Raw genomic sequence first — 25,720 nt, 5'->3', positions numbered from 1 at the left:
GGCCCGCGCAAGCGCAGCGCCGCCGGGCAAAGCCGACGGCGCAGGTTTTACTTAATCCCTTCCGTACTTTCCTGTTTCGCTTCCAGCCGTTCCACATCACGATACCAGCGCGGATGGTGTTTCTGCGCCCAGCGGCGGCTAACCTTCCCTTCAATCATCCCTTTGATTGACCCTTTTACCCAGAACGCCATATACATGTGGATCAGGATGGCATGAATCAGAATGATGGCAGACGTGGCGTGGATCAGCAGCGCGTAGCGCACCACCTGAATCGGGAAATAATGCGCAAAATACGGTCGCCAGATGATTACCCCGGTCACCAGCAGCACAAAAACCATGCTCATGATGGTCCAGAACATCATCTTTTGCCCGGCATTGTATTTCCCCACCTTCGCGACTTTGTGCTCGTTGCCCTTCAGGACTTCGACGATCCCTTTCACCCACGGGATATCCTGCTTGTCCGGGATGTTGTGGTGGACGAAGCGCACGAACATAAACATCAGCACCACGAAAATCAGCACGCCGAAGAACGGGTGCAGAATGCGCCCCATCTGCGGCGTACCGAAGGTTTCGGTAAGCCACTGCAGCGTCGGGAAGAAGAACGAAATTCCCGATACCGCCACCAGGAAGAAGCAGATAACTATTGTCCAGTGACAGGCGCGATCGACAAATTTGGTGCGCACTATCATTTTCGACTTACTCATGATGTTCCTCCTCGTCCTCGTCCACCTCTTTGTTTGGCCCGATACCGATGTAGTGATAAATCAGCCCGGCGAAGGTGGCGATAAAGCCCGCCGCGGAGAGCGGCTTGAGCGCCCCTTTCCACAGGTTAATGGAGGTATCGATCGCCGGATCCTTCGGCAAGTTGTGGTACAGCTCGGGCTGGTCGCTATGGTGCAGCACATACATCACGTGCGTACCGCCCACGCCCTGCGGGTTATAAATGCCCGCATTCTCGTAGCCGCGCGCTTTCAGCTTGTCGACCCGCGCCTGCGCCACGTCCAGCATCTCTTTTTTGGTGCCGAAGTGGATAGCCCCGGTCGGACAGGTCTTCACGCAGGCAGGCTCCTGCCCGACGCTGACGCGGTCCACGCACAGGGTGCATTTGTATACCCGGTTATCCTCTTTATTGAGGCGCGGGACATTAAACGGACACCCCGCAATGCAGTACCCGCAGCCGATGCAGTTGTCCTGCTGGAAATCGACTATCCCGTTGGCGTACTGAATAATCGCGCCGGCAGACGGGCACGCCTTCAGGCAGCCCGGGTCTTCACAGTGCATGCAGCCGTCTTTGCGGATGAGCCACTCCAGCCTGCCGTTCTGGTCGGTTTCGCTAAAGCGCATCACCGTCCAGGATTTGGCGCTCAGATCCGCCGGATTGTCGTAGACCCCAACGCAGTGCCCCACCTCGTCGCGGATGTCGTTCCACTCCGAGCACGCCACCTGGCAGGCCTTACAGCCCACGCAGGAGGAGACGTCGATAAGCTTGGCGACCTCTGCCTTGTAGTCCCGCGCGCGGGGCGCGGGCGTTATCGGGTTAGTCGCGGAGCGTTTGATAACGTCTTGTGTTTCCATCGCCATTGAATCGCTCCTTACGCTTTCTCGATGTTGACCAGAAACGCCTTGTACTCCGGCGTTTGCGAGTTGGAATCCCCAACGTTTGGCGTCAGGGTATTGGCGATGTAGCCTTTCTGCGCCACGCCTTCAAAGCCCCAGTGCAGCGGGATACCGACGGTTTCCACCTGCTGGCCGTGCACGTTCAGCGACTGCAGGCGGCGGGTGACCACCGCCACCGCGCGGATAAAGCCGCGCTTGCTGCTCACCTTCACGCGATCGCCGTTGGCAATGCCTTTCGCCTTCGCCAGCGTCTCGCTTATCTCCACAAACTGTTCCGGCTGCGCGATGGCGTTAAGCCGCGCGTGCTTGGTCCAGGTATGGAAATGCTCGGTCAGGCGGTAGGTCGTTCCCACGTACGGGAATTTGTCCTTTTTGCCGAGACGCAGCGCGTCGTCTTCGTAGATACGCACCACCGGGCTGGAGACCACGTTCGGGTGCAGCGGGTTGGTCCCCAGTGGCGTTTCCATCGGCTCGTAATGCTCCGGGAACGGCCCTTCCGCCAGCTTGTTGAGCGCAAACAGGCGTCCCAGCCCTTCCGGCTGCATGATAAACGGCCCGGTGCTGCTGCCCGGCGCGGCGGTGTTGTAGTCAGGGATATCATTCCCCGTCCATTTCGCCCCGTTCCACTGGATCAGCATGCGTTTCGGATCCCACGGCTTGCCGTTAATATCCGCCGATGCACGGTTGTACAGCACGCGACGATTCAGCGGCCACGCCCATGCCCAGCCCAGGGTGTTGCCCAGACCTGACGGGTCGGCATTGTCGCGGTTGGCCATCTGGTTACCCTGCTCCGTCCAGCTGCCGGTGTAGATCCAGCAGGACGATGCCGTGGTGCCGTCATCGCGCAGCAGCGCAAAGCTGTTCAGCAGCTGGCCTTTTTTCGCCACCAGGTTGCCGCTCGGGTCATACAGATCCGCCAGCGCCACGCCGTTATTCTCTTTGGCGACTTCCTCTGACTCAGGACGATCGGGCTGCTTGTAGCTCCAGCTCATCTTCAGCAGCGGCTCCGCGCCTTTACCGCCTTCGGTGCGGTACATCTCGCGCAGGCGGTGGTAAATCCCGGCGAGGATCTCGCCGTCGTTACGCGCTTCGCCCGGCGCGTCCTGCCCTTTCCAGTGCCACTGCAGCCAGCGGCCAGAGTTGGCAATAGAGCCGTCCTCTTCCGCAAAGCAGGTGGACGGCAGGCGGAACACTTCGGTCTGAATCGACGCCGGATCGACATCGTTTGATTCCCCGTGGTTCTGCCAGAAGGTGGAGGTCTCGGTCACCAGCGGATCGATAACGACCATGTACTTCAGCTTGCTCAGGCTGCGAACGACTTTGTTCTTGTCCGGGAAGGAGGCTACCGGGTTAAAGCCCTGGCAGATATACCCCGTGACGTCGCCCTTATCCATCATGTTGAAATACTTGATGACGTCATAAGCCTGATCCCACTTCGGCAGCCACTCAAAGCCCCAGTCGTTCTCTTTCTGCGCCGCATCGCCGTAGAAGGATTTCATCAGGCTGACGTAGAACTTCGGATAGTTGCTCCAGTAGTTCACCTGATCCGGCAGCGTCGCTTTTGGCGTATTGGCCTCAAGATACGTTTGCAGATCCGTCTGCTTTTCAGACGGTAGCGTCAGGTAGCCCGGCAGGCTGGTCGAGAGCAGGCCGAGGTCGGTTAAGCCCTGAATATTGGAATGACCGCGCAGCGCGTTCACGCCGCCACCGGCCATCCCCATATTGCCGAGCAGCAGCTGGATCATCGCCATGGTGCGGATGTTCTGCGCGCCCACGGTGTGCTGCGTCCAGCCCAGCGCGTACAGGAACGTGGTAGTTCTGTCGGCGGCGCTGGTGGAGGCCAGCACTTCACACACCTTCAGGAAGTCCGCTTTCGGCGTGCCGCAGATGTTCTCCACGACGTCCGGCGTATAGCGGGAGACGTGCTGCTTCAGCAGGTTCCACACGCAGCGCGGATGTGTGAGCGTTTCATCGCGCATCGCATAGCCGTTTTCATCGAACTGATAGTTCCAGGACGTTTTATCGTACTGGCGTTTTTCGGCGTCATAGCCGCTAAACAGCCCGCCATCGAAGGCAAAATCATCCCGCACCAGCAGGTTCGCGTTGGTGTAGTGCTTAACGTATTCCACGTTGATTTTGTTGTTTTCGATCAGGTACAGCAGCACGCCGGACAGGAACGTAATGTCCGTACCGGAGCGGATCGGCGCATAGATATCGGCCACCGATGCCGTACGCGTAAAGCGCGGATCGACGACGATAAGCGTCGCATCGTTGTTGTTTTTCGCTTCCATCGCCCAGCGGAACCCCACCGGATGGGCTTCAGCGGCGTTACCGCCCATCACCACCACGACATTCGCGTTTTTGATATCAACCCAGTGGTTGGTCATCGCACCGCGACCAAATGTTGGAGCAAGACTTGCTACCGTTGGTCCGTGTCAGACGCGCGCCTGGTTGTCTACCGCCAGCATGCCGAGAGAGCGCACAAACTTTTGCGTCAGCATGCCGGTTTCATTACTGGCCGCAGAGGCACACAGCATCCCGGTGGAAAGCCAGCGGTTGACCGTTACGCCCTGCGCGTTCTTTTCAATAAAGTTGGCATCGCGGTCGGCTTTCATTAACGCTGCTATACGGGAGAAGGCCTCATCCCAGGAGATACGCTGCCATTTATCAGAACCCGGCGCGCGGTATTCCGGGTAGCGCAGGCGGTTTTCGCTGTGAACGTAGTCCAGCAGCCCCGCCCCTTTCGGGCATAACGCCCCGCGGCTCACCGGATGATCCGGATCCCCTTCAATGTGGTAAATCGCTTCTCTGGCGTTCTTCGCACCATCGCCCAGGCTATACATTAAAAGCCCACAACCCACGGAGCAGTATGTGCAGGTGTTACGGATCTCTTTCGCGCGCAGCAGCTTATAGTTGCGTGCCTGAGCCAGCGCCATTTTGGGGGCAAATCCCAGCATGGCTGCCGTTGTTCCGGCCATACCGCCCGCGCAGATTTTAAAAAATTGTCTGCGGCTGACGTCCATTGTTGTCCTCGTTATCTGAAAACATTTCGCGCCGCAAACTAACAGCAAAGCCCCTGATTTTTTTGCGTCAAATCAAGGTCATCTGCCTTCCCCCCCTTAATAGTCAACCCCGGAACATTTCATTACCCCTTTTTGATTAACGGTTTAAGAGAATAATTCACGACAGCATCAGGATGATTGCGATACATTTTCCCTCTGATTTTTATTGCGATGACGAAGTAATGGACAGAAAGAGAGCAACGCTTATTGGGCTGGCGGCGATATTGTTATGGAGCACCATGGTCGGCCTTATTCGCAGCGTGAGTGAGGGGCTTGGGCCGGTAGGCGGTGCGGCGATGATCTACACCCTCAGCGGATTACTGTGTTTGGTGACGGTAGGATTTCCTGATCTCAGGCGGTTTTCACTCCGCTATCTTATTGCCGGCAGCGTTTTATTTGTCAGCTACGAAATATGTCTGGCGCTGTCGCTGGGCTATGCCGCAACGCGCGCTCAGGCGATTGAAGTGGGTATGGTGAATTACCTTTGGCCAAGCCTGACGATCGTATTTGCGATTTTGTTCAACGGGCAAAAGTCTACCCTGTGGGTGCTCCCCGGCCTGGTCATTTCGCTGCTGGGCGTCTGCTGGGTATTGGGCGGCGAAGAAGGATTACACCTTGAGGAAATAACCCGCAATGTCGTTTCCAGCCCTCTGAGCTACGCGCTGGCGTTTGCCGGGGCCTTTATCTGGGCCGCCTATTGCACCGTCACCAGCAAATTTGCGAAAGGACAAAACGGTATTACCCTGTTTGTTTTGCTGACCGCGCTGAGCCTGTGGGTAAAATATTTTCTGAGCGATCAGCCCGAGATGGTGTTCACGCTTCCGGTGGTGGTGAAGCTCGTCATGTGCGGGATCGCGCTTGGGTTTGGTTACGCCGCATGGAATATTGGCATCCTGCACGGGAACGTCACGGTTCTGGCTGCCGTATCCTATTTTACCCCTGTGCTCTCTGCCGCGCTTGCCGCCGCGGTGCTAAGCTCCCCCCTTTCATTCTCGTTCTGGCAAGGGGCGCTAATGGTCTGCGCCGGGTCGTTGCTCTGCTGGTACGCAACAAGACAATAGCGCCTCTCCAGCGGCCGGGTTAATTTCAACCCGGCAACATAATTAACATAAATTTAAAATATGATCGCTCCTCAGAATATTTATCATAATAATAGAGCGTCTGTTTAAGTTCGGTTTATATTGAGCGCCTTCTGTAAAGTTACCTGAAGCGAGCTGACATAAACTGACAACCAAGTGAAATTAGTCAGTAATAAACATTAACGCTCTGGATAGCATTACCTGCAATAATTCAGCCCTGGCCGTTTTAATGAAATATACGAAATAGACGTTGGAAAATTAAATCAACCCATTGTTTTTAAGGAGAAACAGGCGATATCGCCCCCACCAAACCCTCGGAAATTGCGAAATTTAACACAATAGACTAAAACCATCAGAAATTATCTTAAAAGCAATAATCCCACTGACTAAATAACCATTAATCGTATAAATTCCGGCCATATTGTTTGAATAATCGCCTTTTCGCACGATCGAGATCACACTAATTGAAATTATCTCTAATATTTTGAAACTTATTATTGAAATAAGACTACGAGATTCTTAAAAATAGCATGCCATTGACGAACAGCCTCGTTTAGAAATCGTTCACAGTGGTTCAGGAAATACTGAAAAAAATTATAAGGAATATTTAAGATGAAACTTAAATTAGTTGCAGTGGCAGTCACTTCCATGCTGGCAGCAGGCGTTGTTAATGCTGCCGAAATTTACAACAAAGACGGTAACAAGCTGGATCTGTACGGTAAAGTAACAGGTCTGCACTATTTCTCTGATGACGCTGGCGCAGATGGCGATAAAACCTACATGCGTATCGGCTTCAAGGGCGAAACCCAGGTTAACGATCGGCTGTCCGGCTACGGCCAGTGGGAATACCAGATTCAGGGTAACAAAGACGAAGGCGACAACCAGTCCTGGACCCGTGTGGCGTTTGCAGGTCTGAAGTTCGCGGAAGCAGGCTCCTTTGATTACGGTCGTAACTACGGCGTAATTTACGACGTGACTTCCTGGACCGACGTTCTGCCAGAATTCGGCGGTGACACCTACGGTGCCGACAACTTCCTGCAGTCTCGTGCTAACGGCGTTGCGACCTACCGTAACCAGGACTTCTTTGGTCTGGTTGACGGCCTGAACTTTGCTCTGCAGTACCAGGGCAAAAACGGCAGCGTAAGCGGTGAAAACACCAGCGGCCGCAGCCTGCTGAACCAGAACGGTGACGGCTACGGCGCGTCCCTGACTTACGATCTGGGCGAAGGCTTCAGCGTAGGTGGTGCAATGTCCTCTTCCCGTCGTACCGCTGACCAGAATGCGGCTGGCGTATACGGTGAAGGCGACCGCGCAGAAGTATACAGTGGTGGTGTGAAATACGACGCGAACAACATTTACCTCGCGGCACAGTACTCTCAGACCTATAACGCAACCCGCTTCGGTACCTCTAACGGTAATCGCAGCGACATCTACGGCTTTGCAAACAAGGCGCAAAACTTCGAAGTTGTGGCTCAGTATCAGTTCGACTTTGGCCTGCGCCCATCCATCGCCTACCTGCAGTCTAAAGGTAAAGACATCGAAAACTTCGGCGACCAGGATCTGGTTAAATACATCGATGTTGGCACGACCTACTATTTTAACAAAAACATGTCCACCTACGTGGATTACAAAATCAACCTGCTCGACGATAACCAGTTCACTCGCCAGGCAGGCATCGGTACCGACAACATCGTTGCGCTGGGTCTGACCTACCAGTTCTAAATCTTGTCTGTACAAAAGCCAGCTGCACAAGCTGGCTTTTTTATCTCCCTCTTTTACCCGCCAGACGACTCCCCACCCGCCGCCCGACGCAGCCAGTTTTGCAGCAGCTTGCCGTCTTCAGTCATCTCTGAGTCAGTACGCACGCAGAGATAATAGTCGCGCCCGTCATCAATCGGCAGGTCAAATATCTTCACCAGTTCGCCGCTCTCAAGATAAGGCGCAATCAGCGGCTCACGCATTAACGCACACCCCAGACCAGCCTGAACGCCCGCCAGCGTCAGCAGACCGTCCTCAAACATCGGACCGCTGCGGCGCACGGGGCGCTTCACCCCCTGCTGTACAAACCACTGCGCCCATGTGGTGCGCTCCTCATCGTGCAGCAGCGGCATTTGCAGCAGTTGCTCGGGCGTGTCGATATGGCCATGAATGCGCAAAAACGCGCGGCTGCACACCGGGACCATCTGACCGGAAATCAGCTTTTCGCTTTGATAGCCCGCCCACTGCCCGTTGCCAAAACGAATCGACATATCCGACGCGTCGCTCAGATAGTTACGATGGTTGGCATACACCACGTTGATCTCTGTTTGCGGATTGGCGCGCATAAACGCAGGCAAACGTGGGATAAACCACCCCATACCAAAAAGTGGGATCAGGCTGATGGTGACCTGACGCGTTTGCGCCTGCTCCGCCAGGTGCTCCGTTGCCTGGCGCAACACGTTAAACGCCGCGCGGATAGAGCGGTAGTATTCCCGCCCGTGCTGGCTCAGCACCAGCCTGCGCCCCTGACGCTCCGTGAGCGGCATTTGCAGATACCCTTCAAGCACCCTGAGCTGATGGCTAACGGCCGACGGAGAGATGTCCAGCTCCTGCGCGGCCAGCGTGACGCTGCCCAGCCGGGCGATGGCCTCGAACGCACGTACGGCCCGAAGCGGCGGATCGTTTGCCAGTCGGCTTTCTGCATACGCCGCCAGGCTCGCCAATTGTTCTGTTTTATTCATATGTTGATTTCTTTAGGCTTTTCACCCAAAAGCAGGCATTAACTATTTTCATATAAATCATAGAGATAAAACAATATTTATTTATCATAAGAAATAATAGATGCGTATTTTACAATTTAATTCATTTATTGGATGGTAGCCGCAGAACGAGCACTTTGCGGGTACGGACGTTGGATACACTCATACAACAACTGATCAACGGTGTGATGCTGGGCAGCATCTACGCGCTGATCGCGCTGGGCTATACCATGGTGTATGGCATCTTGCGCATTATTAACTTTGCTCACGGCGATATTCTGATGGTCGGTGCGCTCACCACGCTCTCCGCCATAAACGCCCTGAATACCACCTTTCCACACATGCCGCTGCTGTTGCAGCTTGGCGTTGCCCTGGTGATTGCCATGGCCGTTTGCGCCGTGCTGGCAATGGCCGTTGAACGCTTTGCCTACCGTCGACTGCGCAACGCACCGCGCCTGGCGCCACTGATCTCGGGTATCGGCGTCTCCGTCCTGCTGCAAACCGTGGCGATGATTATCTGGACGCGCAACCCGCTGATGTTCCCGCAGATCCTGCCGATGGACCCTATCGCCGTCACGTCCGGCAGCGAAGCGCACCCGCCCGCCATCGTGACCGTTACCGGAATTGTCACCGTGGCGCTGGCGCTGGCTGTGATGACCGGGCTGTGGCTGCTGGTGGAATACACCCGTCTGGGGCGCGGCATGCGCGCCGTGGCGGAAAACCCGCGCGTGGCCACGCTGATGGGGGTTAACCCAAACGCCATTATCACCCTGACGTTTACCATTGGCGGCGTGTTCGCCGCGCTGGCAGGCGTAATGATGGCGAGCAACTACGGCAACGCCAGCTTCTCGATGGGCTTTTTGCCCGGGATCAAGGCCTTTACCGCCGCCGTGCTGGGGGGCATTGGCAACATTCGTGGCGCCATGATCGGCGGGATACTGCTCGGCATTATCGAAGCGCTGGGCGCGGGCTACCTGGGTGAACTGACCCACGGCGTATTTGGCAGCAACTATCAGGATGTCTTTGCCTTTATGGTGCTGATTCTGGTGCTGGTCTTCCGTCCGGCTGGCCTGCTGGGCGAGCGCGTGGCGCAAAGGGCGTAAGGAATACCATGACAACACTTCAACTCCAGACTCCGGCGACGACGCGCAAATTCTGGTCAGGCATGAGCCTGTTCTGCCTCGCGCTGCTGGTTGCTCCCGTGGTGGCCACGCAGCTTGGCGGCAACTACTGGGTGCGCGTTATCGACTTCGCCCTGCTCTACATCATGCTGGCTCTGGGGCTCAATATTGTGGTGGGCTATACCGGCCTGCTGGACATGGGCTTTATCGCCTTTTACGCGGTTGGCGCTTATCTCGCTGCGCTGATGGCCTCCCCACACCTGCTGGAGGTGTTTCCTGTTCTTGGCGTCTGGTTCCCGGACGGGCTGCACACGTCATATCTGCTGATTATTCCTTTGGCTGCGCTCGTCGCGGCCGTCTGCGGCATTTTACTTGGAGCGCCCACGCTGAAGCTACGCGGAGACTACCTGGCGATAGTGACCCTTGGCTTCGGCGAAATTATCCGCATCCTGATGCGCAACCTAGACCGTCCCGTGAACATCACCAACGGCGCAAAGGGCATAACCGGAGTGGATACGCTGAACCTGTTCGGCCTGAAGTTTAGCGGCGTCTACCACTGGTTTGGTTTCAAAGTACCCGCCCTGTGGCTGTGGTACTACCTGCTGATGCTGGTGATTGTGGCAATTATTTTTGTCTGCCTGCGCCTGCAGCATTCCCGTATTGGTCGCGCCTGGCACGCTATCCGCGAGGATGAAGATGTAGCCCGCGCGATGGGCATCAACGTGCGTAACTATAAGCTGCTCGCCTTTGCGATGGGGGCCTCCTTTGGCGGCGTAGCGGGTGCGCTTTTCGGCGCGTTTCAGGGATTTGTCTCCCCGGAATCCTTCACGTTACAGGAATCCATTGCCGTACTGGCGATGGTGGTGCTGGGCGGTATGGGGCACATTCCGGGGGTGATCCTCGGCGCGGTACTGCTTACCGCCCTGCCGGAACTGCTGCGCAGCCAGGCAGCGCCGGTTCAGCAGGCGCTGTTCGGTACGGTGCTGATTGACCCGGAAGTGCTGCGTCAGCTGTTTTATGGTCTGGCACTGGTGCTGGTGATGCTGGTGCGTCCGTCCGGGATCTGGCCGGTACACCACAAGGAGGCGAAAGCATGAGCCTGTTAACCGTACGCAACATGACAAAACGCTTCGGCGGCCTTACCGCCGTGGATGACGTTTCCATTACCGTGAACAAGGGCGAGATCTACGGCCTGATTGGTCCTAACGGGGCGGGAAAAACCACCTGTTTTAACCTGATCACCGGGCTTTATCCGGCGGACAGCGGCGAATTTTCCATTGCCGATAAGCCCTATTTTCCAAAGCACATTGAGAAAGTCACCGCCGCAGGAATTGCGCGCACCTTCCAGAACGTTCGCCTCTTCAACGAGATGTCGGTGCTGGAAAACGTGATGGTGGGCCGCCACGTGCGCACCCGTAACGGTCTGTGGGCCGCGCTGAGCCGCCACAAACACGCTCGCGAGGAAGAAAAGCAGACCCGCGAACTGGCCTGGCACTGGCTGGAGTACACCGGCATTGCGCAGTTCGCCCACTATCGCGCCTGCGATCTGGCCTATGGTCATCAGCGTCGCCTTGAGATCGCCCGCGCGCTGGCAACGGATCCGCTGCTGCTGGCGCTGGACGAGCCCGCCGCCGGGATGAACGCGGCGGAAAAAGTGGCGCTCGGCGAACTGCTCATCCGCATCCGCGATGACGGCAAAACCCTGCTGATGATTGAACATGACGTCAAGCTGGTGATGGGCATCAGCGACCGCCTGACGGTCCTTGATTACGGCAAAACGCTTGCCAGCGGCACGCCGGAGAGCGTGCGGCGCGACCCGGCAGTGATCGCCGCCTGGCTTGGAGGTCACGCTCATGTCTGAATTACTTAAGGTAGAACGTCTGGACGTGCATTACGGCGGCATTCAGGCCGTACGCGATGTCTCCTTTACCCTGCGCGAGGGCGAACAGGCTACGCTGATCGGTGCGAACGGCGCGGGGAAAAGCTCCACCGTACGCGCCATTACCGGGCTGGAAAGTTTTAGCGGCAGTATTGAATTCAGCGGTAAAGCGGTGCGTAAACAGAGCCCGGAGGCCCTGCTTCGCGACGGACTGGTGATGGTCCCGGAAGGCCGCGGGATCTTCTCCCGCATGACGGTACTGGAAAACCTGCAGATGGGCGCCTGGCTCAGGCGTGACACTGTCACCGTCAAGCGTGAGATGAACGAGGTGTTCGAGCGCTTCCCGCGCCTTGGCGAACGCCAGCATCAGCTTGCCGGCCTGCTGTCCGGCGGTGAGCAACAGCTGCTGGCCCTTAACCGCGCCCTGCTCAGCCGCCCGCGCCTGCTGATCCTCGACGAACCGTCGATGGGCCTTGCCCCGAAGATGGTCGAGAACATTTTTGCCGTCATCGCCGGGCTGCGCGAGCGCGGCGTCGCCCTGCTGCTCATCGAACAAAACGCCCGGCTCGCGCTGGAAGTGACCGACAGCGCGTGGGTGATGGACAGCGGCAGCATTGTTCATCATGGCGAATCGAAAGCGCTGCTTAACGACGACCAGATTGCACAGATTTATTTGGGCGAAATGCCCGTTTAACCACACCAGCCAACATCAGGGAAATACCATGAAAACAGTAAAAATCAGTGCGCTCAGCGCCGCTATTCTGCTCGGTAGTTTTGCCTCCACGTCCGCGTGGGCCGCCGACGGTGAAACCGTGCTCATCGGTCTGGCGGGGCCGCTGACCGGCCCGTCTGCCCGTATCGGTAAAGATCTGGAGAACGGCGCGCAGCTGGCAATTGACGACATTAACAAGCAGCACCCGACCATCGGCGGCAAAGCGGTGACCTTCAAGCTGCAGTCCGAAGACGATCAGTCTGACCCGCGCACCGCCGTAGCCGTCGCACAGCGTCTGGTGGACAGCGGCGTGGCGGGCGTGGTCGGTCACTGGAACACCGGCACCAGCATTCCAGCGGCCCGCGTTTATCACGATGCGGGCATCGCCCAGGTGGCACCGGTCGCGACAGGTCACGCCTATACCAAACAGGGTTTTGACACCAGCTTCCGCGTGATGGGCCACGACGATGACGGCGGCCAGCTCGCCGGCCAGTACGCGGTAAATACCCTGAAAGCCAAACGGATTGCGGTGATCGATGACCGTACCGCATTCGGTCAGGGTCTGGCAGACCAGTTTATAAAATCGCTTGAAGCGCAGGGCGTGAAAATTGTCGATCGTCAGTACGTGGATGACAAAACGGTCGATTTCAGCGCCGTGCTGACCGCCATCCGCAGTAAAAACGCCGATCTGATCTTCTTCGGCGGCGTCGACAGCCAGGCCGCACCGCTGGCCCGTCGCATCAAACAGCTGGGCATGAACGCCACGCTGATGGGCGCAGGCGGATTCGTCAGCCAGACGTTCCTGCAGCTGGCACAGAAAGAAGGCGAAGGCGTTGTGGCACTGGAGCCGGGCCTGCCCGTTGACCAGATGCCGGGTGGAAAGGCATTCGAACAGGCCTATCAGTCCCGCTACCACACTCATATCGAACTGCACGCCCCGTTCGCCTATGACGCTACCCGCGTGCTGGTTGCGGCAATGGAAAAAGCAAACTCCGTTGAGCCCTCAGACTATCTGCCAGCCCTGCGCGCCATCAGCTATTCCGGCGTCACCGGACAGATCGCATTTGATAAAGAAGGTAACCTGAAATCGCCGTCGTTCACGGTCTATAAGGTTGTCGACGGCAAATGGCAGCCGCAGACCGTGCTGGGTGGCACAAAAGCGAAGTAACGCAGCGAGGCAATGTGATGAGTGATAATAACGAGCTGGGCATTCTCGCCCGCCGCAAAATTGAAGCCGAAATTATTAAGCCAATTTATGAAATCCTGGTGCGCGAGATAGGGAAAGCCCGCGCCCAGGCGGTGATTGGCGAGGCTATTGAGCAGGCCGCAATTGACGCAGGCAAAGCGTTTGCCAGCAAAGAACCCAACGGCGCGGACGTAAAAAGCTTTATCGCCCTGCAGTATCTGTGGGAGAAAGATAATGCCCTGGAGGTCAAGGTGATCGACGCCGACGACCAGCAGTACAACTACAACGTCACCCGCTGTCGCTACGCGGAGATGTATCACGAGATGGGGCTGGGCGAGATTGGTCACCTGCTCTCCTGCGCGCGCGATGAAAAATTTATCGTTGGCTATGCGCCCGACGTAGAGCTAACCCGCACCACCACCATTATGCAGGGCGGCGCGTGCTGTGATTTCCGCTACCGCAGCACTAAGGACAAGACATGATCCGCGTCAACGCCGAAAGGCTGTGGTCAACGCTTGAGATGATGGCGCAGATCGGCGGCACGCCCGCCGGTGGCGTCACCCGTCTGGCATTGAGCGAGGAAGATCGTATTGCGCGCAACCTGCTGCGCGACTGGGCGCTGGATGCCGGTTTTACCTGTGACGTCGACAGCATGGGCAATATGTTTATCCGTCGCGCCGGGAAAAAACCGCAGCTTGCCCCAGTCATGACCGGTTCGCACGTGGATACCCAGCCGCTGGGAGGGAACTACGACGGTGTTTACGGCGTGCTGGCCGGGCTGGAGCTGCTGCGAACCCTTAACGATAATAACGTTGAGACCGAGCGTGACGTTGTGCTGGTGAACTGGACTAACGAAGAAGGCGCGCGCTTTGCGCCAGCCATGCTCTCATCAGGTGTCTGGACGGGGCAATTTAGCGAAGCCTACGCCCATGCCCGCGCGGATATCGACGGTATCACCGTAGGTGAAGCCCTGGATAACATCGGCTACTGGGGTGAAGCCCCTGCCCGCGCGTTTCCGGTTCACGCCTGCTACGAGCTGCACATCGAACAGGGCCCGATTCTGGAAGACGAAGGTCTGGATATCGGGCTCGTCCGCGCGGCCATGGGCCAGCGCTGGTTTACTCTGACGCTGGACGGATTTGCCGCCCATGCAGGAACGACGCCGATGCACAGCCGCCGCGACGCGCTGACCGCCTTCGCCGAGCTGGCGTTGAAGGTGGAAGATATCGGCTATCGGCATGCGCCGGACGGACGTGCGACGATCGGTATGGCGCAGGTTACGCCAAACTCGCGCAACGTCGTGCCGTCTCGCGTGGTATGCAGCGTGGAGTTTCGCCATCCGGTGCGAACGGCGCTGGAAGCCATGGAGGCGGCGCTGCATAAGGTGGCTGAAAGCCTGAGCCTGCGCGGCGTGGCGGCTACCGTTGAACGCATTTTTGACTACGCGCCCATCGCGTTTGATGCCGAATGCCTGGCGCGTTCGGAGAAGGCCGTGGCAGAACTGGGCTATTCGTCGAAACCGATGGTCTCCGGTGCAGGACACGACGCCTGCTATGTCAGCAAAATTGCGCCCGCCAGCATGATCTTTATCCCCTGCGTGAAAGGCGTCAGCCATAACGAAGCGGAGAGGATCCTCCCTGAGTGGTCCGAGAAAGGGGCGAACGTGCTGCTGCATAGCGTCCTGTCCGCGGCCCAGGAGAGCTAGAACGGCGCGAGCGACACTAGACGGCAACGCGTCGGCTAATTTCAACCACCCGATCGCTGGGAAGATGGTAGTGGTTGATGACGTGCGTGCAGTTGCGCTTCATGAAGGCAAATATGTGCCGTTGCCAGGCCGCCATACCGGACCCGCCTTCGCCTGCCACAATGGTTTCATGCCCGACATACCAGGTGGCGTCATCGGTGGCGAAAAGCGCGTTAATCTCGCTGACGCCCTGCAACAAACGCGGGATGTCCGGGTGTTCCATAAAGCCATACTGTGCAACGCCGTGCCAGTAGCCCGGCGCGCGCTATTCCACCCTGATACGCTGCTCTTCCCCGACGTAGGGAACGTTGAGAATATCAATGGTCAGCGACAACACGTCCTGCTGTAGCGCCCGGTTTCGCGCGACGTGCCAGCGCATTACCGGCGGGATATTGTTCTGCGTGCGGGTCAAAAAGACGGCAGATCCCGCCACTCTGGGCACCGTCTTTTGCTGAAGCTGGGCAAAGAACGCATCCACGCTGACGCCCTTCTCGCCCACCGATGCGGATACCGCCTTAACGCCGCGGTGCCAAATCAGCATCACCGTACAAATAGCTGCGGCCATCAGCAGCGGTATATAGCCGCCCTCCAGGACCTTAATCAGATTGGCAAATAAGAATGTGGCATCAATTACCAGAAAACAGAGGGCAATAACCGCGCTGCTGGCCAGGCTCCAGCGCCACACTTCCCGCATCGCCACAAACAACAGCCCCGTAGTCATCAGCATGGTTAATGACACGGCAATGCCGTACGCCGCGGCAAGCTTATCTGAGGATTTAAAGAACACCACCAGCCCGATGGTTACTACCATCAGCAGCCAGTTGATTATCCCGATATAAATTTGACCGTAGCTTTCTGCCGCCGTCTGCTTGATGCGTAATCGAGGTAGCCAGCCGAGCTGAATCGCCTGACGCGTCATGGAAAAAGCGCCGGTAATAATCGCCTGACTGGCGATGATCGTCGCCAGCGCGGCAAGAATGATGAGCGGTACCTGCAGGGCTGGCGGACAGAGCGTATAGAATAGATTTTGTTTGCTGTCGGCACCGGCCAGAATCAGCGCTGACTGACCAGCATAGTTGAGCAGCAGCGAAGGAAAGACGATGCCGTACCAGGCAAGCCAGATGGGCTTTTTACCAAAATGCCCCATGTCGGCATACAGCGCCTCGGCCCCCGTCACGCAGAGAAATACGCCGCCCAGGACCAGGAAACTGGTGTACCCGTTCGAAAACAAAAACGCGATGCCGTACGCAGGATTGAGAGCCAGCAATACCGAGGGGTGCTGAACAATCCCCCGCACGCCCAGGACCGCAATCGCCAGAAACCACAGCGCCATTACCGGGCCAAATATCTTCCCTATGCGGGCGGTACCAAAAGGCTGGATCAGGAACAGCGCCAGTAACACCGCCACCGTCAGGGGTAATATGTACGGCTGGGACTCCGGAATGACCATCTCCAGCCCTTCCAGAGCGGAAAGCACGGAGATGGCTGGGGTTATCGCGCCATCTCCGTAAATTAACGCGGCGCCGATGAGGGCAGCAAAAATGACCCAGCGACCGCCTTTGCCTTTTTCCACCAGAAGCGACATCAGGGCCATAATGCCCCCCTCACCATGATTATCAATTCGCATGGCGAAGGCGGCATACTTGATGGACGTTACCAGGATAAGCGTCCAGGTAATAAGAGAGAGCAGGCCCAGGATGACGCCTGGCGTAGGGTCATGCTCTGAGAGCGAAAGCACCGTCCGGAAGGTATAAAGCGGGCTGGTACCGATATCACCAAAAACGACGCCCAGCGCGCCCCCCGCAAGCAGGGTTAACCGGGAAAGCGGTTGGGACGCATCACTGCTGTGGCGAGAGCTCATATTTTCCAGCAAGAGTCAGATAATCCTGTAAAAAACATAGCCCATCAGCCCCGCCCGCGCCAACCGCTCGCCCTGTTTTACTGCGCTGTTTACTGCGGATTGACCTTCGCCAGGCTAAACCAGATCCCCACTGCCAGCAACAGCAGCATTCCGCCCGCGCTGCCCAGCGCCACGCTGTGGGAGGTAATAAACGCGCTTTTCGCCGCCTCAATCACTGGCTCAGCCAAAGACGGCGTCAGGTTCTGCGCCACCTTCATTGCTTCACCAATCGATGACGAGGCTTTGTCGACGAGTGAGGCGTTCAGCCCCTGCGGCAGCTCAATCGACGCCGAGAAGCTGCGGGTCAACAGCAGACCAAAAATGGCAATCCCCAACCCGGCCCCCAGCTCATAGGACATGGTTTCAATCGCCCCCGCTGCGGCGGCTTTCTCCTTCGGCGCGGCAGCCATAATTGCCGAGGTCGAAGCCAGCAGCGCGCTGGCGGCACTGAAGCCGAGCAGCACCATCAGCCCCCACGCCTGCCACTGCTGCGTGCTGAAGTCGAGCGTCGACAGGCCGATAAAACTGACGGCGCTGAGCCCCATGCCGCCGGCCGCGACGATGCGTAGCCCCAAACGCCCAACCAGCACGCCCGCGATCGGCCCGCTGAACCCGCTGGCGACCATCACCGGCAGCATAAACATGCCCGCTTCAAACGGCGTAAAGCCGTGAACAAACTGCAGCTCCTGGGCCATCAGCAGCTCAAACCCGACCAGGGCAATCATGGCGGTCATCGCCATCACCACGCCGCTCAGAATGATGCGGTGACAGAACAGGCGCATGTCGATCATCGGCACGCGGGCGCGCAGCTGAATACGCACGAAGATAAACAGCAGCACCGAGCCGGTCACCAGCGCGGAAGCTACCAGCCACGGCGACAGCGCGCCTTTTAGCGCGGTTTTGGCGCTGTAGACCAGTAGCAAAATCGCCACGATCAGCATGATGGCATGGCTGATATTCAGCGGCTGCTCCGGGCGTCCCTGCTGAGGAGGGACAAAACGCGCGGCCAGCGAAACCACCACCAGCACAATCGGCACGTTGATTAAAAACACCGATCCCCAGTAAAAATGCTCCAGCAGCATACCGCCGATCAGCGGGCCAAACGCCGCCCCGCCGGAACCGACCGCCGCCCAGACGCCGAGCGCGATGTTGCGATCTTTCGCGTCGGTAAACAGCGTGCGGATCCCCGCCAGGGTGGCAGGAATGATCATTGCAGCACCGATCGCCAGCGAGGCGCGCGCCGCGATCAGCCATCCTGCTGAAGGGGCAAACGCTGCCGCCAGCGACGACAGGCCAAACAGCGTGCTGCCAATCATTAGCAGTCGTTTAAAACCAATCCGATCCCCCAGGGCGCCCATCGGCAGCACCATACCCGCCATCACCAGCGAGTAGATATCGATGATCCACAATAATTCGTTACCGCTGGCGCCCAGCGTCATGCTCAATGTTGGCGCCGCCACGTGCAGCACCGTCGCGTCAATCGCGACCGGGATATACACCAGCACGATAATCACTAACGCTAACCACTGACGAAACATAAATTTCCTTTTCAGTTTAAACCTGGACACATGTCCAGATTGCGATCCTACGTAAAGTTGAACGCGTGTCCAGCTTTTTGTTACACTCGTTTCGTTCCCATTGAGAGTGAGTAACGATGCGATATCTGAGCAAGGATGAACGGCGCGAAGCCATCTTACAGGCCGCCATGCGCGTGGCGCTGGCCGAAGGACTGGCGGCAATGACGGTACGCCGCGTTGCGGCTGAAGCCGGGGTTGCGACCGGACAGGTTCACCATCATTTTACCTCTGGCGGAGAGCTAAAATCGCTGGCCTTCGTACGGTTAATTCGCGAGCTGTTAGATGCGGATGTCGCGGGTAAACAGGCGGGATGGCGGGAGCAGCTTCATGCCATGCTCGGCAGCGATGACGGCAGGTTCGAGCCCTATATTCGCCTGTGGCGCGAAGCGCAGATCCTGGCCAGCCGCGATGCCGATATCAAAGGCGCCTATGTGATGACCATGGAAATGTGGCATCAGGAAACGGTGGCGCTGATCGGCGCGGGAACGGAGGCCGGGGTATTTCGTCCTGGCGATCGGGCAGAAAATATCGCCTGGCGCTTGATTGGCCTGGTATGCGGTCTTGACGGGATGTATATCTTAAACATGCCCGAAATGGATGAAACCGCGTTTAACAATCATCTGGATAAATTAATCACCCTCGAGTTATTTACTCCCCCGTCTCAGAAGTGAAGTTGTCGGGGGCCAACAGCCCCCTCTTTGCGCATTATTTCCCGGCCTGAGGATGTGTATCAAAGCCCGCCATTACCGCCGTTAGCTCCGCCAGGGAAAATCCGTGTTTTGCATCGTCAACGCCCAGTCCAAAGCGTTCCTGCATCAACTGGTAAAGCGCCTCGGCATCCGGCAAATGGATCTGCTCCTCCACATGGCCATTCTGCCAGTGGGTAAAGTTGAAGTTGGTCAGCGTCAGCTTGCCGCCGTCCGGCAGATGGCGACACATCAACAGATGATGACGGAAATGCGACTGCGGCCAGTGCGCCGACCAGAAATTCCCCATCACGTAATCGCTGAAATACTGCGTCGTCAGGTCAAACTGGTACATCGACTGCCAGTGCTCGTGGTGACGGAACTGCAGCACCCAGTCGTTGCCCTCGCTCAGCAGACGGTACAGCCCGTGCGGCGTCTCCTGTTCTTCATTAGCGAGCAGGCGAATCGGCGCCGTCAGCGTCTGGCCGCCAAACCCGACATCGGCTATCCAGCGCTCACCGTTAAGCTCAACCAGCAGCAGGCGATGCGTGCGCGGCGGCATTTGCGGCGGACTCGCTAATACCACGCGTCCCAGCACGCTGCGCACCGTAAATCCGACCTCACGCAATACGCGCTCGAACAGGCCGTTTTGCTCAAAGCAGTAGCCTCCGCGATGTGCGGTGACCAGCTTGTCAACGAGGCACCGATCGTCAAGCTGGATTTCGCGCGGCAGAACGACATCGATATTCTCAAAAGGGATCGCACAGTTGTGATGTAAATGCAGCGCGCGCAGGGTATCGATATCCACCCGTGTCGGCTGCGTCCAGCCGATGCGGGCGAAAAAGGCGGTCAGGAATGGGGACATGCATCAGTTTCCTTTGATTGTGATGTTCTGTTTATAAACTAATTTTACCCACTCACTTTGATTTACGTGCTTTTTCGCCATAATCATCGGTGTAGATGAGGAGATCCTATGAGCCACTTTCGCCCTGTTGAATTACGTCATGCCAGCCGTCTGCTGAACCACGGCCCTACTGTGCTTATCACCAGTCGGGATGAAAGCCTCGACAGACGTAACGTGATGGCCGCCGCATGGTCAATGCCCGTTGAGTTTGAACCGCCGCGCATCGCGATCGTCGTGGATAAAAGTACCTGGTCACGCGAGCTGATCGAGCGCAGCGGGAAGTTTGGCATCGTCATCCCCGGCGTGGCGGCGGCCAACTGGACATACGCGGTCGGTAGCGTCAGCGGGCGCGATGAAGACAAATTCAACTGCTACGGGATCCCGGTGGTGAACGGTCCTGAGCTTGGCCTGCCGATGATTGAAGAAAAATGTCTGGCGTGGATGGAGTGTCGGTTACTACCCGTCACCTCCGCGGCAGAAAAATACGATACGCTGTTTGGTGAAGTGGTTTCAGCGGCAGCTGATGAACGCGCGTTTGTCGCCGGACGCTGGCAGTTTGACGGGGATAAGCTGAATACCCTGCATCATCTTGGGGCCGGGACGTTTGTGGCGAGCGGGAAGATGGTGAAGGCGCTGGATTGAGAAAACCCTCCCCCTGTTGGGAGAGGGTGACCGTATTACTTCGCACGACGCGCAATAATCTCATCCGCAACATTCCGCGGGGCTTCCGCAAAATGATGGAACTCCATCGTATACGTCGCGCGTCCCTGGGACATCGAGCGCAATGTCGTGGCATAGCCAAACATCTCGGCCAGCGGCACGTCAGCGCGAATAATCTGGCTGCCGTACTGCTCCGCCATCCCCTGCACCATACCGCGACGGGAAGAGAGATCGCCCATGATGTTACCGGCGTACTCTTCCGGCGTTTCCACCTCCACATGCATGATCGGCTCAAGGATCACCGGGTCCGCCCTGCGGGCGCCCTCTTTAAAGCCGAGGATCGCCGCCATGCGGAACGCCATCTCCGAGGAGTCAACGTCATGATACGAGCCAAACGTCAGCGTCGCTTTGACGTCTACAACCGGATAGCCGGCCAGCACGCCGCTGTTCATCGCTTCCCGCAGCCCTTTCTCAACGGACGGAATATACTCGCGCGGAACCACGCCGCCCTTGGTGGCATCTTCAAATTTAAAACCACTTCCAGGCTCCAGCGGCTCCAGGCTCAGCACCACATGGCCGTACTGCCCTTTGCCGCCGGACTGACGGACAAATTTGCCTTCGATATCCTTCACCGTTTTACGCAGGGTTTCGCGGTAGGTTACCTGCGGACGACCAATGTTCGCCTCGACGCCAAACTCACGCTTCATGCGGTCGACGATGATCTCAAGATGTAGCTCACCCATCCCGGAGATAATGGTCTGGCCGGACTCTTCGTCAGTATGCAGGCGGAAAGACGGATCTTCCGCCGCCAGACGCTGCAGCGCGATCCCCATTTTCTCCTGATCGCCTTTGGTTTTCGGCTCAATCGCCAGCGAAATCACCGGATCCGGGAACTCCATGCGCTCAAGCGTAATGACGGCGTTCGGATCGGTGAGCGTGTCACCGGTGGTCACGTCTTTCAGCCCCACGCAGGCCGCGATATCCCCCGCGCGCAGTTCGTCCACCTCGTGACGATCGTTGGCATGCATCAGCACGATACGCCCGATACGCTCTTTCTTCCCTTTCACCGGGTTATACACCGCGTCGCCTTTACGCAGCACGCCCGAGTACACGCGGATAAAGGTCAGCTGACCAACGTACGGGTCGCTCATCAGCTTGAACGCCAGGGCCGAGAACGGCTCATCATCGCTCGGATGACGCTCCGCGTGCTGCCCTTTTTCATCCACGCCATCAATAGCAGGCACGTCCAGCGGCGACGGCATAAGCTCAATCACCGCATCGAGCATGCGCTGCACGCCTTTATTTTTGAACGCGCTGCCGCACAGCATCGGCTGGATTTCGCCCGAGATAGTGCGAATACGCAGCCCTTTGATGATTTCCGCTTCCGACAGGTCGCCCGTTTCCAGGTATTTGTCCATCAGTTCATCGCTGGCTTCCGCTGCCGCAGAGACCATTTTTTCACGCCACTCCTGGGCGGTGCTGACTAAATCGTCCGGCACGGGCGCATAGGTAAACACCATGCCCTGCGTCGCATCGTCCCACAGAATAGTGCGCATCTTGATGAGATCCACCACGCCGGTGAAACGATCTTCTGCGCCTACCGGGATGACAATCGGCACCGGATTGGCCTTCAGGCGTTCCTGCATCATCCGCACGACGCGGAAGAAATCGGCACCCGGACGGTCCATTTTGTTAACGAAGGCCAGACGCGGAACGTGATATTTATTGGCCTGACGCCAGACGGTTTCCGACTGCGGCTGCACGCCGCCCACGGAGTCATACACCATCACGGCGCCGTCGAGCACGCGCATGGAACGTTCCACTTCAATGGTGAAATCCACGTGCCCCGGGGTGTCGATGATGTTGATCCGGTGCGGTTCATATCCTCTGTCCATACCCGGCCAGAAGCAGCTGACGGCCGCCGAGGTGATCGTGATCCCGCGCTCTTGCTCCTGCGCCATCCAGTCTGTGGTTGCCGCGCCATCGTGTACTTCACCCAGCTTGTGGCTCATCCCGGTATAAAACAGGATGCGCTCAGTGGTAGTGGTTTTACCGGCATCGATATGCGCGGAGATACCGATGTTGCGATAACGTTCGAGAGGGATGGGTCGGGGCATGATATTTCCTTAAGTCTTATGACTTGTCTGTGACGACCAGGATGGTCGTGCATTCGTTCGTTTGCTATAATAGTCCTATTGTACGAGTATTATCGAACTATTTTTTAAGGGTTGACCTATTGTTGATATAGCTCAATCTGACGCCATACGCAGGAAAACGATGATCCCTAACCACCCTGAAACTGAACAAATACTGCTGGAAAATGTGCTGTTTGCCCTCGGCAACCCGCTCCGGCTTGCGATAATTCGCCGGCTGGCCGACGGCAGCGAACTGAGCTGTAACGCGCTGCGCCCGGAAGATGTGGTGAAGTCCACGATGACCCATCACTGGCGCGTACTGCGCGACAGCGGGGTCATCTGGCAGCGTCCGCAGGGACGCGAAAACATGATTTCATTGCGACGAGACGATCTGGATACCCGCTTTCCGGGACTGATGGCGATCCTGCTGCAGGTTAAGTAATTTGAGTCCCTTCCAGGCGATAGACCGGGACCTGCCGGGTTGTTTTGGTCAGCGTATCGAACACCTCGGCGTTGGACGTCACTATCCGCATCCCTGTTTTGCGTATCCGTTGTACATCGGCCGCGATGCGCTGAATGCCAAACCAGAAAAGCCCGTCAAGCGCGGTTACAGACAGCCCGTTGTCCAGCGCCAGCTTGAGGCGTTCTTTTGGCGCTTTCACCTGCTGGGCAATTTGTCGGTAAGACGCTTCCGTCGCGCCCGTAGCGTCACTGCGCTGGATCCGCGTCTTCAGCTGATAGGTAAACTCGTCAGGTATGCCGTCCAGATCCCTTTTAAGGCTATAGACGCAGCCAAAGCGCTTGCCGTTAAACAGAACATTTTTCTGACTGAGCTGAAGCTCTTTTCTGACAGCGTCAATCAGCTGGGGCGCGCGGGTGAGGAGCAGCCTGAACGGCAGCTCGAAGCTGGTGACATAATCCACATTAAGCAGCGCGAGACGCAGACGATCCTCCGCACCGGACTGTTGCTCACGGCACTCCTCCAGCACCTCCGCCCACTGGCGCGTCAGGCGCTCCGGTTCGGCGGCTTCGGTCAGGAGATATTTTTCAATCTGATAATCAACTCTTCCGGTCATCGTGTGGTATCCCGTCGCTGTGGCTGCGGTAATTCTATACAGCGCGGTGAGTTTTATAAAGGACTGAACCGCAGCGACACTCTGTAAATGTCGTTGCGATTCAGTATCCTGACGTTTCGGATCAGTGCGCCATAATCCAGCCCATCAGAAGCGTGGCGAAAATCACCGTCGACGCGCCGCCGATGCGGGTGGCGATCTGCGCGAACGGCATGAGCGACATCCGGTTAGACGCGGACAAAATGGCCACGTCCCCCGTTCCGCCCAGCCCGCTGTGGCAGCAGGTCACAATGGCCGCTTCCACAGGATACATATTCAGACGCGACGCAATAACGTAGCCGCTCAGCGCCATCGCAATCACAACCGAACCGCATACCACCACGTATCCCACCGAGAATACCGACACCACGCTCTCAAGCGGCACGTATAGCATCCCGAGGCCGATCATCAGCGGCCAGACCAGCGCAGCCGAAACGAATTTATAGCAGCTGTGCGCGCCCTGCTCCATTGAGGCCGGGATCACCCTGAAGTATTTACACAGAACGGCAATCAGGATCATCAGCACCGGGCCGGGAATGTGCACCAGTTTTTCAAACAGTCCGCCGACGATGAAAAACGCGCACACCATCAGTAACCCGCCGCCCATCAGATGAAAATCCGTCTGCTGCGTGCTTTGCGCCCCGGCAAACAGGCTGGCGTCGTCTTTACTCCGCGTGAGCATGCCATTTCCCGAAAGCGCAGGACGTTTCGCGCCGAGTCGCGCCAGCGAGCCCGCACAAATAATGGCGAAGATATTCCCAACGACCGCAGCGGGAGCCAGCTGCGCAACGTAGACGTCCGGCGTCTGCCCCAGTATTGCCGAATAGGCCAGGGACAGCGGCAAAATCCCCTCGCCGATCCCGCCGCCAATGATGGGCACAATGATGAAGAAGAAGGTGTGGTAAGGCGTATAACCAAACAGTGAGCCCACAATGAGGCCGCTCAGCACGGCCATCAATGTCCCCGCCACCAGCGGAACAAACATGCGCATCATGCCCTGGATCAGCAGCACCCGGTTCATCCCCAGAATACTGCCGACCACCAGGCAGGCGATGACGAAATAGAGCAGGTTCGCCTCTTTCATCAGCAGATGCACGGTATCAAGGGTATGTTTCCCGAATACGCCAAAATAGACCAGCACGGAGGGGACCATCAGGCACAGGATCGCCGGGCCGCCGATATCTTTCAGTACCGGGATTTGACGCCCCACTTTGGCAAACGCAAAACCAAGGGTCATGATGACCGCCAGTCCGCCAATCATATTTTTCGGCAGCAGCCCTGCCCAGGCGGACGTCGCCACAATGGCGGCAATCCCGACGAACAGCATCAACGGGACCGTGCCCACCTCGGTATTGTTGAGCCCAAAGGCGAAACGCGAGGTAGACAGCTCAGAAGTCGGTACAGGATTATCTTTCATATAATCACCTGAAAATTGTGTTCGGATATACAGAGAAAGGAATAAACTGGAGCTATTCCTGATACGAATAAATGTTTTTAAATATAAATAATGACTTAGATGGCCTTTTCTTAAACCAGGCTCAATATGAAATTATCACGAGCCTGCCGGGAGAAATGTGAACAATACGGCCCTTTATCTTTAAATAACTT

General features: G+C 57.2%; 21 protein-coding genes and 1 pseudogene. 12 read left to right on the top strand and 10 right to left on the bottom strand.

The genetic code is table 11. The annotated features are described in order from the left end of the window. Window positions 1–47 precede the first annotated feature (47 nt). Genes fdnI through fdnG form a run of 3 tightly spaced genes read right to left on the bottom strand, consistent with a single transcriptional unit; the run spans window position 48 to window position 4,640 of the window. Window positions 48–704 carry a formate dehydrogenase-N subunit gamma gene (gene fdnI / locus UR504_RS00380; protein WP_302235452.1) on the bottom strand — a complete coding sequence of 219 codons (657 nt, stop codon included), beginning with the start codon at window positions 702–704 and terminating at the stop codon, window positions 48–50. Continuing rightward, complete coding sequence (gene fdxH / locus UR504_RS00375) at window positions 697–1,581, bottom strand: formate dehydrogenase subunit beta (RefSeq protein WP_302235451.1); 885 nt, start codon at window positions 1,579–1,581, stop codon at window positions 697–699. The genes fdnI and fdxH overlap by 8 nt, the downstream gene beginning before the upstream one ends. Window positions 1,582–1,592: 11 nt before the next feature. Continuing rightward, complete coding sequence (gene fdnG / locus UR504_RS00370) at window positions 1,593–4,640, bottom strand: formate dehydrogenase-N subunit alpha (RefSeq protein WP_302235450.1); 3,048 nt, start codon at window positions 4,638–4,640, stop codon at window positions 1,593–1,595. Between the two features lie 221 nt (window positions 4,641–4,861). Here fdnG and yddG point away from each other — a divergent pair, with 221 nt between their 5' ends. Together yddG and UR504_RS00360 are read left to right on the top strand one after the other, a co-directional pair. Next, window positions 4,862–5,740 carry an aromatic amino acid DMT transporter YddG gene (gene yddG / locus UR504_RS00365; RefSeq protein ID WP_115875195.1) on the top strand — a complete coding sequence of 293 codons (879 nt, stop codon included), beginning with the start codon at window positions 4,862–4,864 and terminating at the stop codon, window positions 5,738–5,740. Window positions 5,741–6,370: 630 nt separating this feature from the next. Next, window positions 6,371–7,480 carry a porin OmpC gene (locus tag UR504_RS00360; protein WP_115875197.1) on the top strand — a complete coding sequence of 370 codons (1,110 nt, stop codon included), beginning with the start codon at window positions 6,371–6,373 and terminating at the stop codon, window positions 7,478–7,480. A 53-nt stretch (window positions 7,481–7,533) separates the two neighbouring features. Here the strand turns inward: UR504_RS00360 and UR504_RS00355 are convergent, their stop codons facing one another. Continuing rightward, window positions 7,534–8,478: a LysR substrate-binding domain-containing protein gene (locus UR504_RS00355; RefSeq protein ID WP_115875199.1), complete on the bottom strand. Its 945-nt coding sequence runs from the start codon at window positions 8,476–8,478 to the stop codon at window positions 7,534–7,536. A 170-nt stretch (window positions 8,479–8,648) separates the two neighbouring features. Here UR504_RS00355 and UR504_RS00350 point away from each other — a divergent pair, with 170 nt between their 5' ends. Genes UR504_RS00350 through UR504_RS00320 form a run of 7 tightly spaced genes read left to right on the top strand, consistent with a single transcriptional unit; the run spans window position 8,649 to window position 15,099 of the window. After that, a complete protein-coding gene (locus UR504_RS00350) occupies window positions 8,649–9,599 on the top strand; it encodes a branched-chain amino acid ABC transporter permease (protein ID WP_302235449.1) in 951 nt (316 codons plus the stop codon). An 8-nt stretch (window positions 9,600–9,607) separates the two neighbouring features. Continuing rightward, window positions 9,608–10,714, top strand: coding sequence for a branched-chain amino acid ABC transporter permease (locus tag UR504_RS00345; protein WP_302235448.1), 1,107 nt, complete (start codon window positions 9,608–9,610; stop codon window positions 10,712–10,714). Next, the gene (locus UR504_RS00340) at window positions 10,711–11,478 is read left to right on the top strand and encodes an ABC transporter ATP-binding protein (protein ID WP_302235447.1); all 768 of its coding nucleotides are present in this window, start codon (window positions 10,711–10,713) and stop codon (window positions 11,476–11,478) included. The genes UR504_RS00345 and UR504_RS00340 overlap by 4 nt, the downstream gene beginning before the upstream one ends. Next, a complete protein-coding gene (locus UR504_RS00335) occupies window positions 11,471–12,190 on the top strand; it encodes an ABC transporter ATP-binding protein (RefSeq protein ID WP_302235446.1) in 720 nt (239 codons plus the stop codon). Before UR504_RS00340 ends, UR504_RS00335 begins: the two co-directional genes overlap by 8 nt. 28 nt (window positions 12,191–12,218) lie before the next feature. Continuing rightward, entirely contained in the window at window positions 12,219–13,376 is a 1,158-nt protein-coding gene (locus UR504_RS00330) for a branched-chain amino acid ABC transporter substrate-binding protein (protein WP_302235445.1), read from the top strand. Between the two features lie 17 nt (window positions 13,377–13,393). Continuing rightward, complete coding sequence (locus UR504_RS00325; RefSeq protein WP_249575988.1) at window positions 13,394–13,876, top strand: L-2-amino-thiazoline-4-carboxylic acid hydrolase; 483 nt, start codon at window positions 13,394–13,396, stop codon at window positions 13,874–13,876. Next, window positions 13,873–15,099, top strand: a complete 1,227-nt coding sequence (locus tag UR504_RS00320; protein WP_320739130.1) for a Zn-dependent hydrolase — start codon at window positions 13,873–13,875, stop codon at window positions 15,097–15,099. The genes UR504_RS00325 and UR504_RS00320 overlap by 4 nt, the downstream gene beginning before the upstream one ends. A gap of 16 nt (window positions 15,100–15,115) precedes the next feature. Here UR504_RS00320 and UR504_RS00315 read toward each other — a convergent pair. Then, window positions 15,116–16,999 (bottom strand): annotated as a pseudogene (locus UR504_RS00315) (potassium transporter Kup). An 89-nt stretch (window positions 17,000–17,088) separates the two neighbouring features. Continuing rightward, entirely contained in the window at window positions 17,089–18,576 is a 1,488-nt protein-coding gene (locus tag UR504_RS00310) for an MFS transporter (RefSeq protein ID WP_302235443.1), read from the bottom strand. Window positions 18,577–18,692: 116 nt separating this feature from the next. Between UR504_RS00310 and UR504_RS00305 the strand changes: the two genes are divergently transcribed. Then, window positions 18,693–19,286, top strand: a complete 594-nt coding sequence (locus UR504_RS00305) for a TetR family transcriptional regulator (protein WP_115875218.1) — start codon at window positions 18,693–18,695, stop codon at window positions 19,284–19,286. Window positions 19,287–19,320: 34 nt separating this feature from the next. Here the strand turns inward: UR504_RS00305 and nhoA are convergent, their stop codons facing one another. Beyond that, complete coding sequence (nhoA, locus tag UR504_RS00300) at window positions 19,321–20,166, bottom strand: N-hydroxyarylamine O-acetyltransferase (RefSeq protein ID WP_302235442.1); 846 nt, start codon at window positions 20,164–20,166, stop codon at window positions 19,321–19,323. Window positions 20,167–20,274: 108 nt separating this feature from the next. Between nhoA and UR504_RS00295 the strand changes: the two genes are divergently transcribed. Continuing rightward, window positions 20,275–20,847 (top strand): flavin reductase family protein, encoded by a 573-nt coding sequence (locus UR504_RS00295; protein WP_127731045.1) that lies wholly within the window; start codon window positions 20,275–20,277, stop codon window positions 20,845–20,847. A 35-nt stretch (window positions 20,848–20,882) separates the two neighbouring features. On the opposite strand, the gene fusA is transcribed toward UR504_RS00295, so the two are convergent. Continuing rightward, a complete protein-coding gene (gene fusA / locus UR504_RS00290) occupies window positions 20,883–22,982 on the bottom strand; it encodes an elongation factor G (protein ID WP_127731047.1) in 2,100 nt (699 codons plus the stop codon). 160 nt (window positions 22,983–23,142) lie between these two features. Here fusA and UR504_RS00285 point away from each other — a divergent pair, with 160 nt between their 5' ends. After that, complete coding sequence (locus UR504_RS00285) at window positions 23,143–23,442, top strand: ArsR/SmtB family transcription factor (RefSeq protein ID WP_149366980.1); 300 nt, start codon at window positions 23,143–23,145, stop codon at window positions 23,440–23,442. Here UR504_RS00285 and UR504_RS00280 read toward each other — a convergent pair. Then, complete coding sequence (locus tag UR504_RS00280) at window positions 23,435–24,076, bottom strand: DNA-binding protein (RefSeq protein WP_302235441.1); 642 nt, start codon at window positions 24,074–24,076, stop codon at window positions 23,435–23,437. The two genes, UR504_RS00285 and UR504_RS00280, sit on opposite strands and share 8 nt — an antisense overlap. Window positions 24,077–24,197: 121 nt before the next feature. Then, the gene (locus tag UR504_RS00275; protein ID WP_302235440.1) at window positions 24,198–25,529 is read right to left on the bottom strand and encodes a 2-hydroxycarboxylate transporter family protein; all 1,332 of its coding nucleotides are present in this window, start codon (window positions 25,527–25,529) and stop codon (window positions 24,198–24,200) included. Between the last annotated feature and the right edge of the window lie 191 nt (window positions 25,530–25,720).

Source organism: Enterobacter sp. 241F3, assembly GCF_034106785.1.
In the GTDB taxonomy this organism is placed as follows: domain Bacteria; phylum Pseudomonadota; class Gammaproteobacteria; order Enterobacterales; family Enterobacteriaceae; genus Enterobacter; species Enterobacter vonholyi.
Note: the sequence above shows the minus strand (reverse complement) of the source record. Positions and strands in the feature narration are given on the sequence as shown.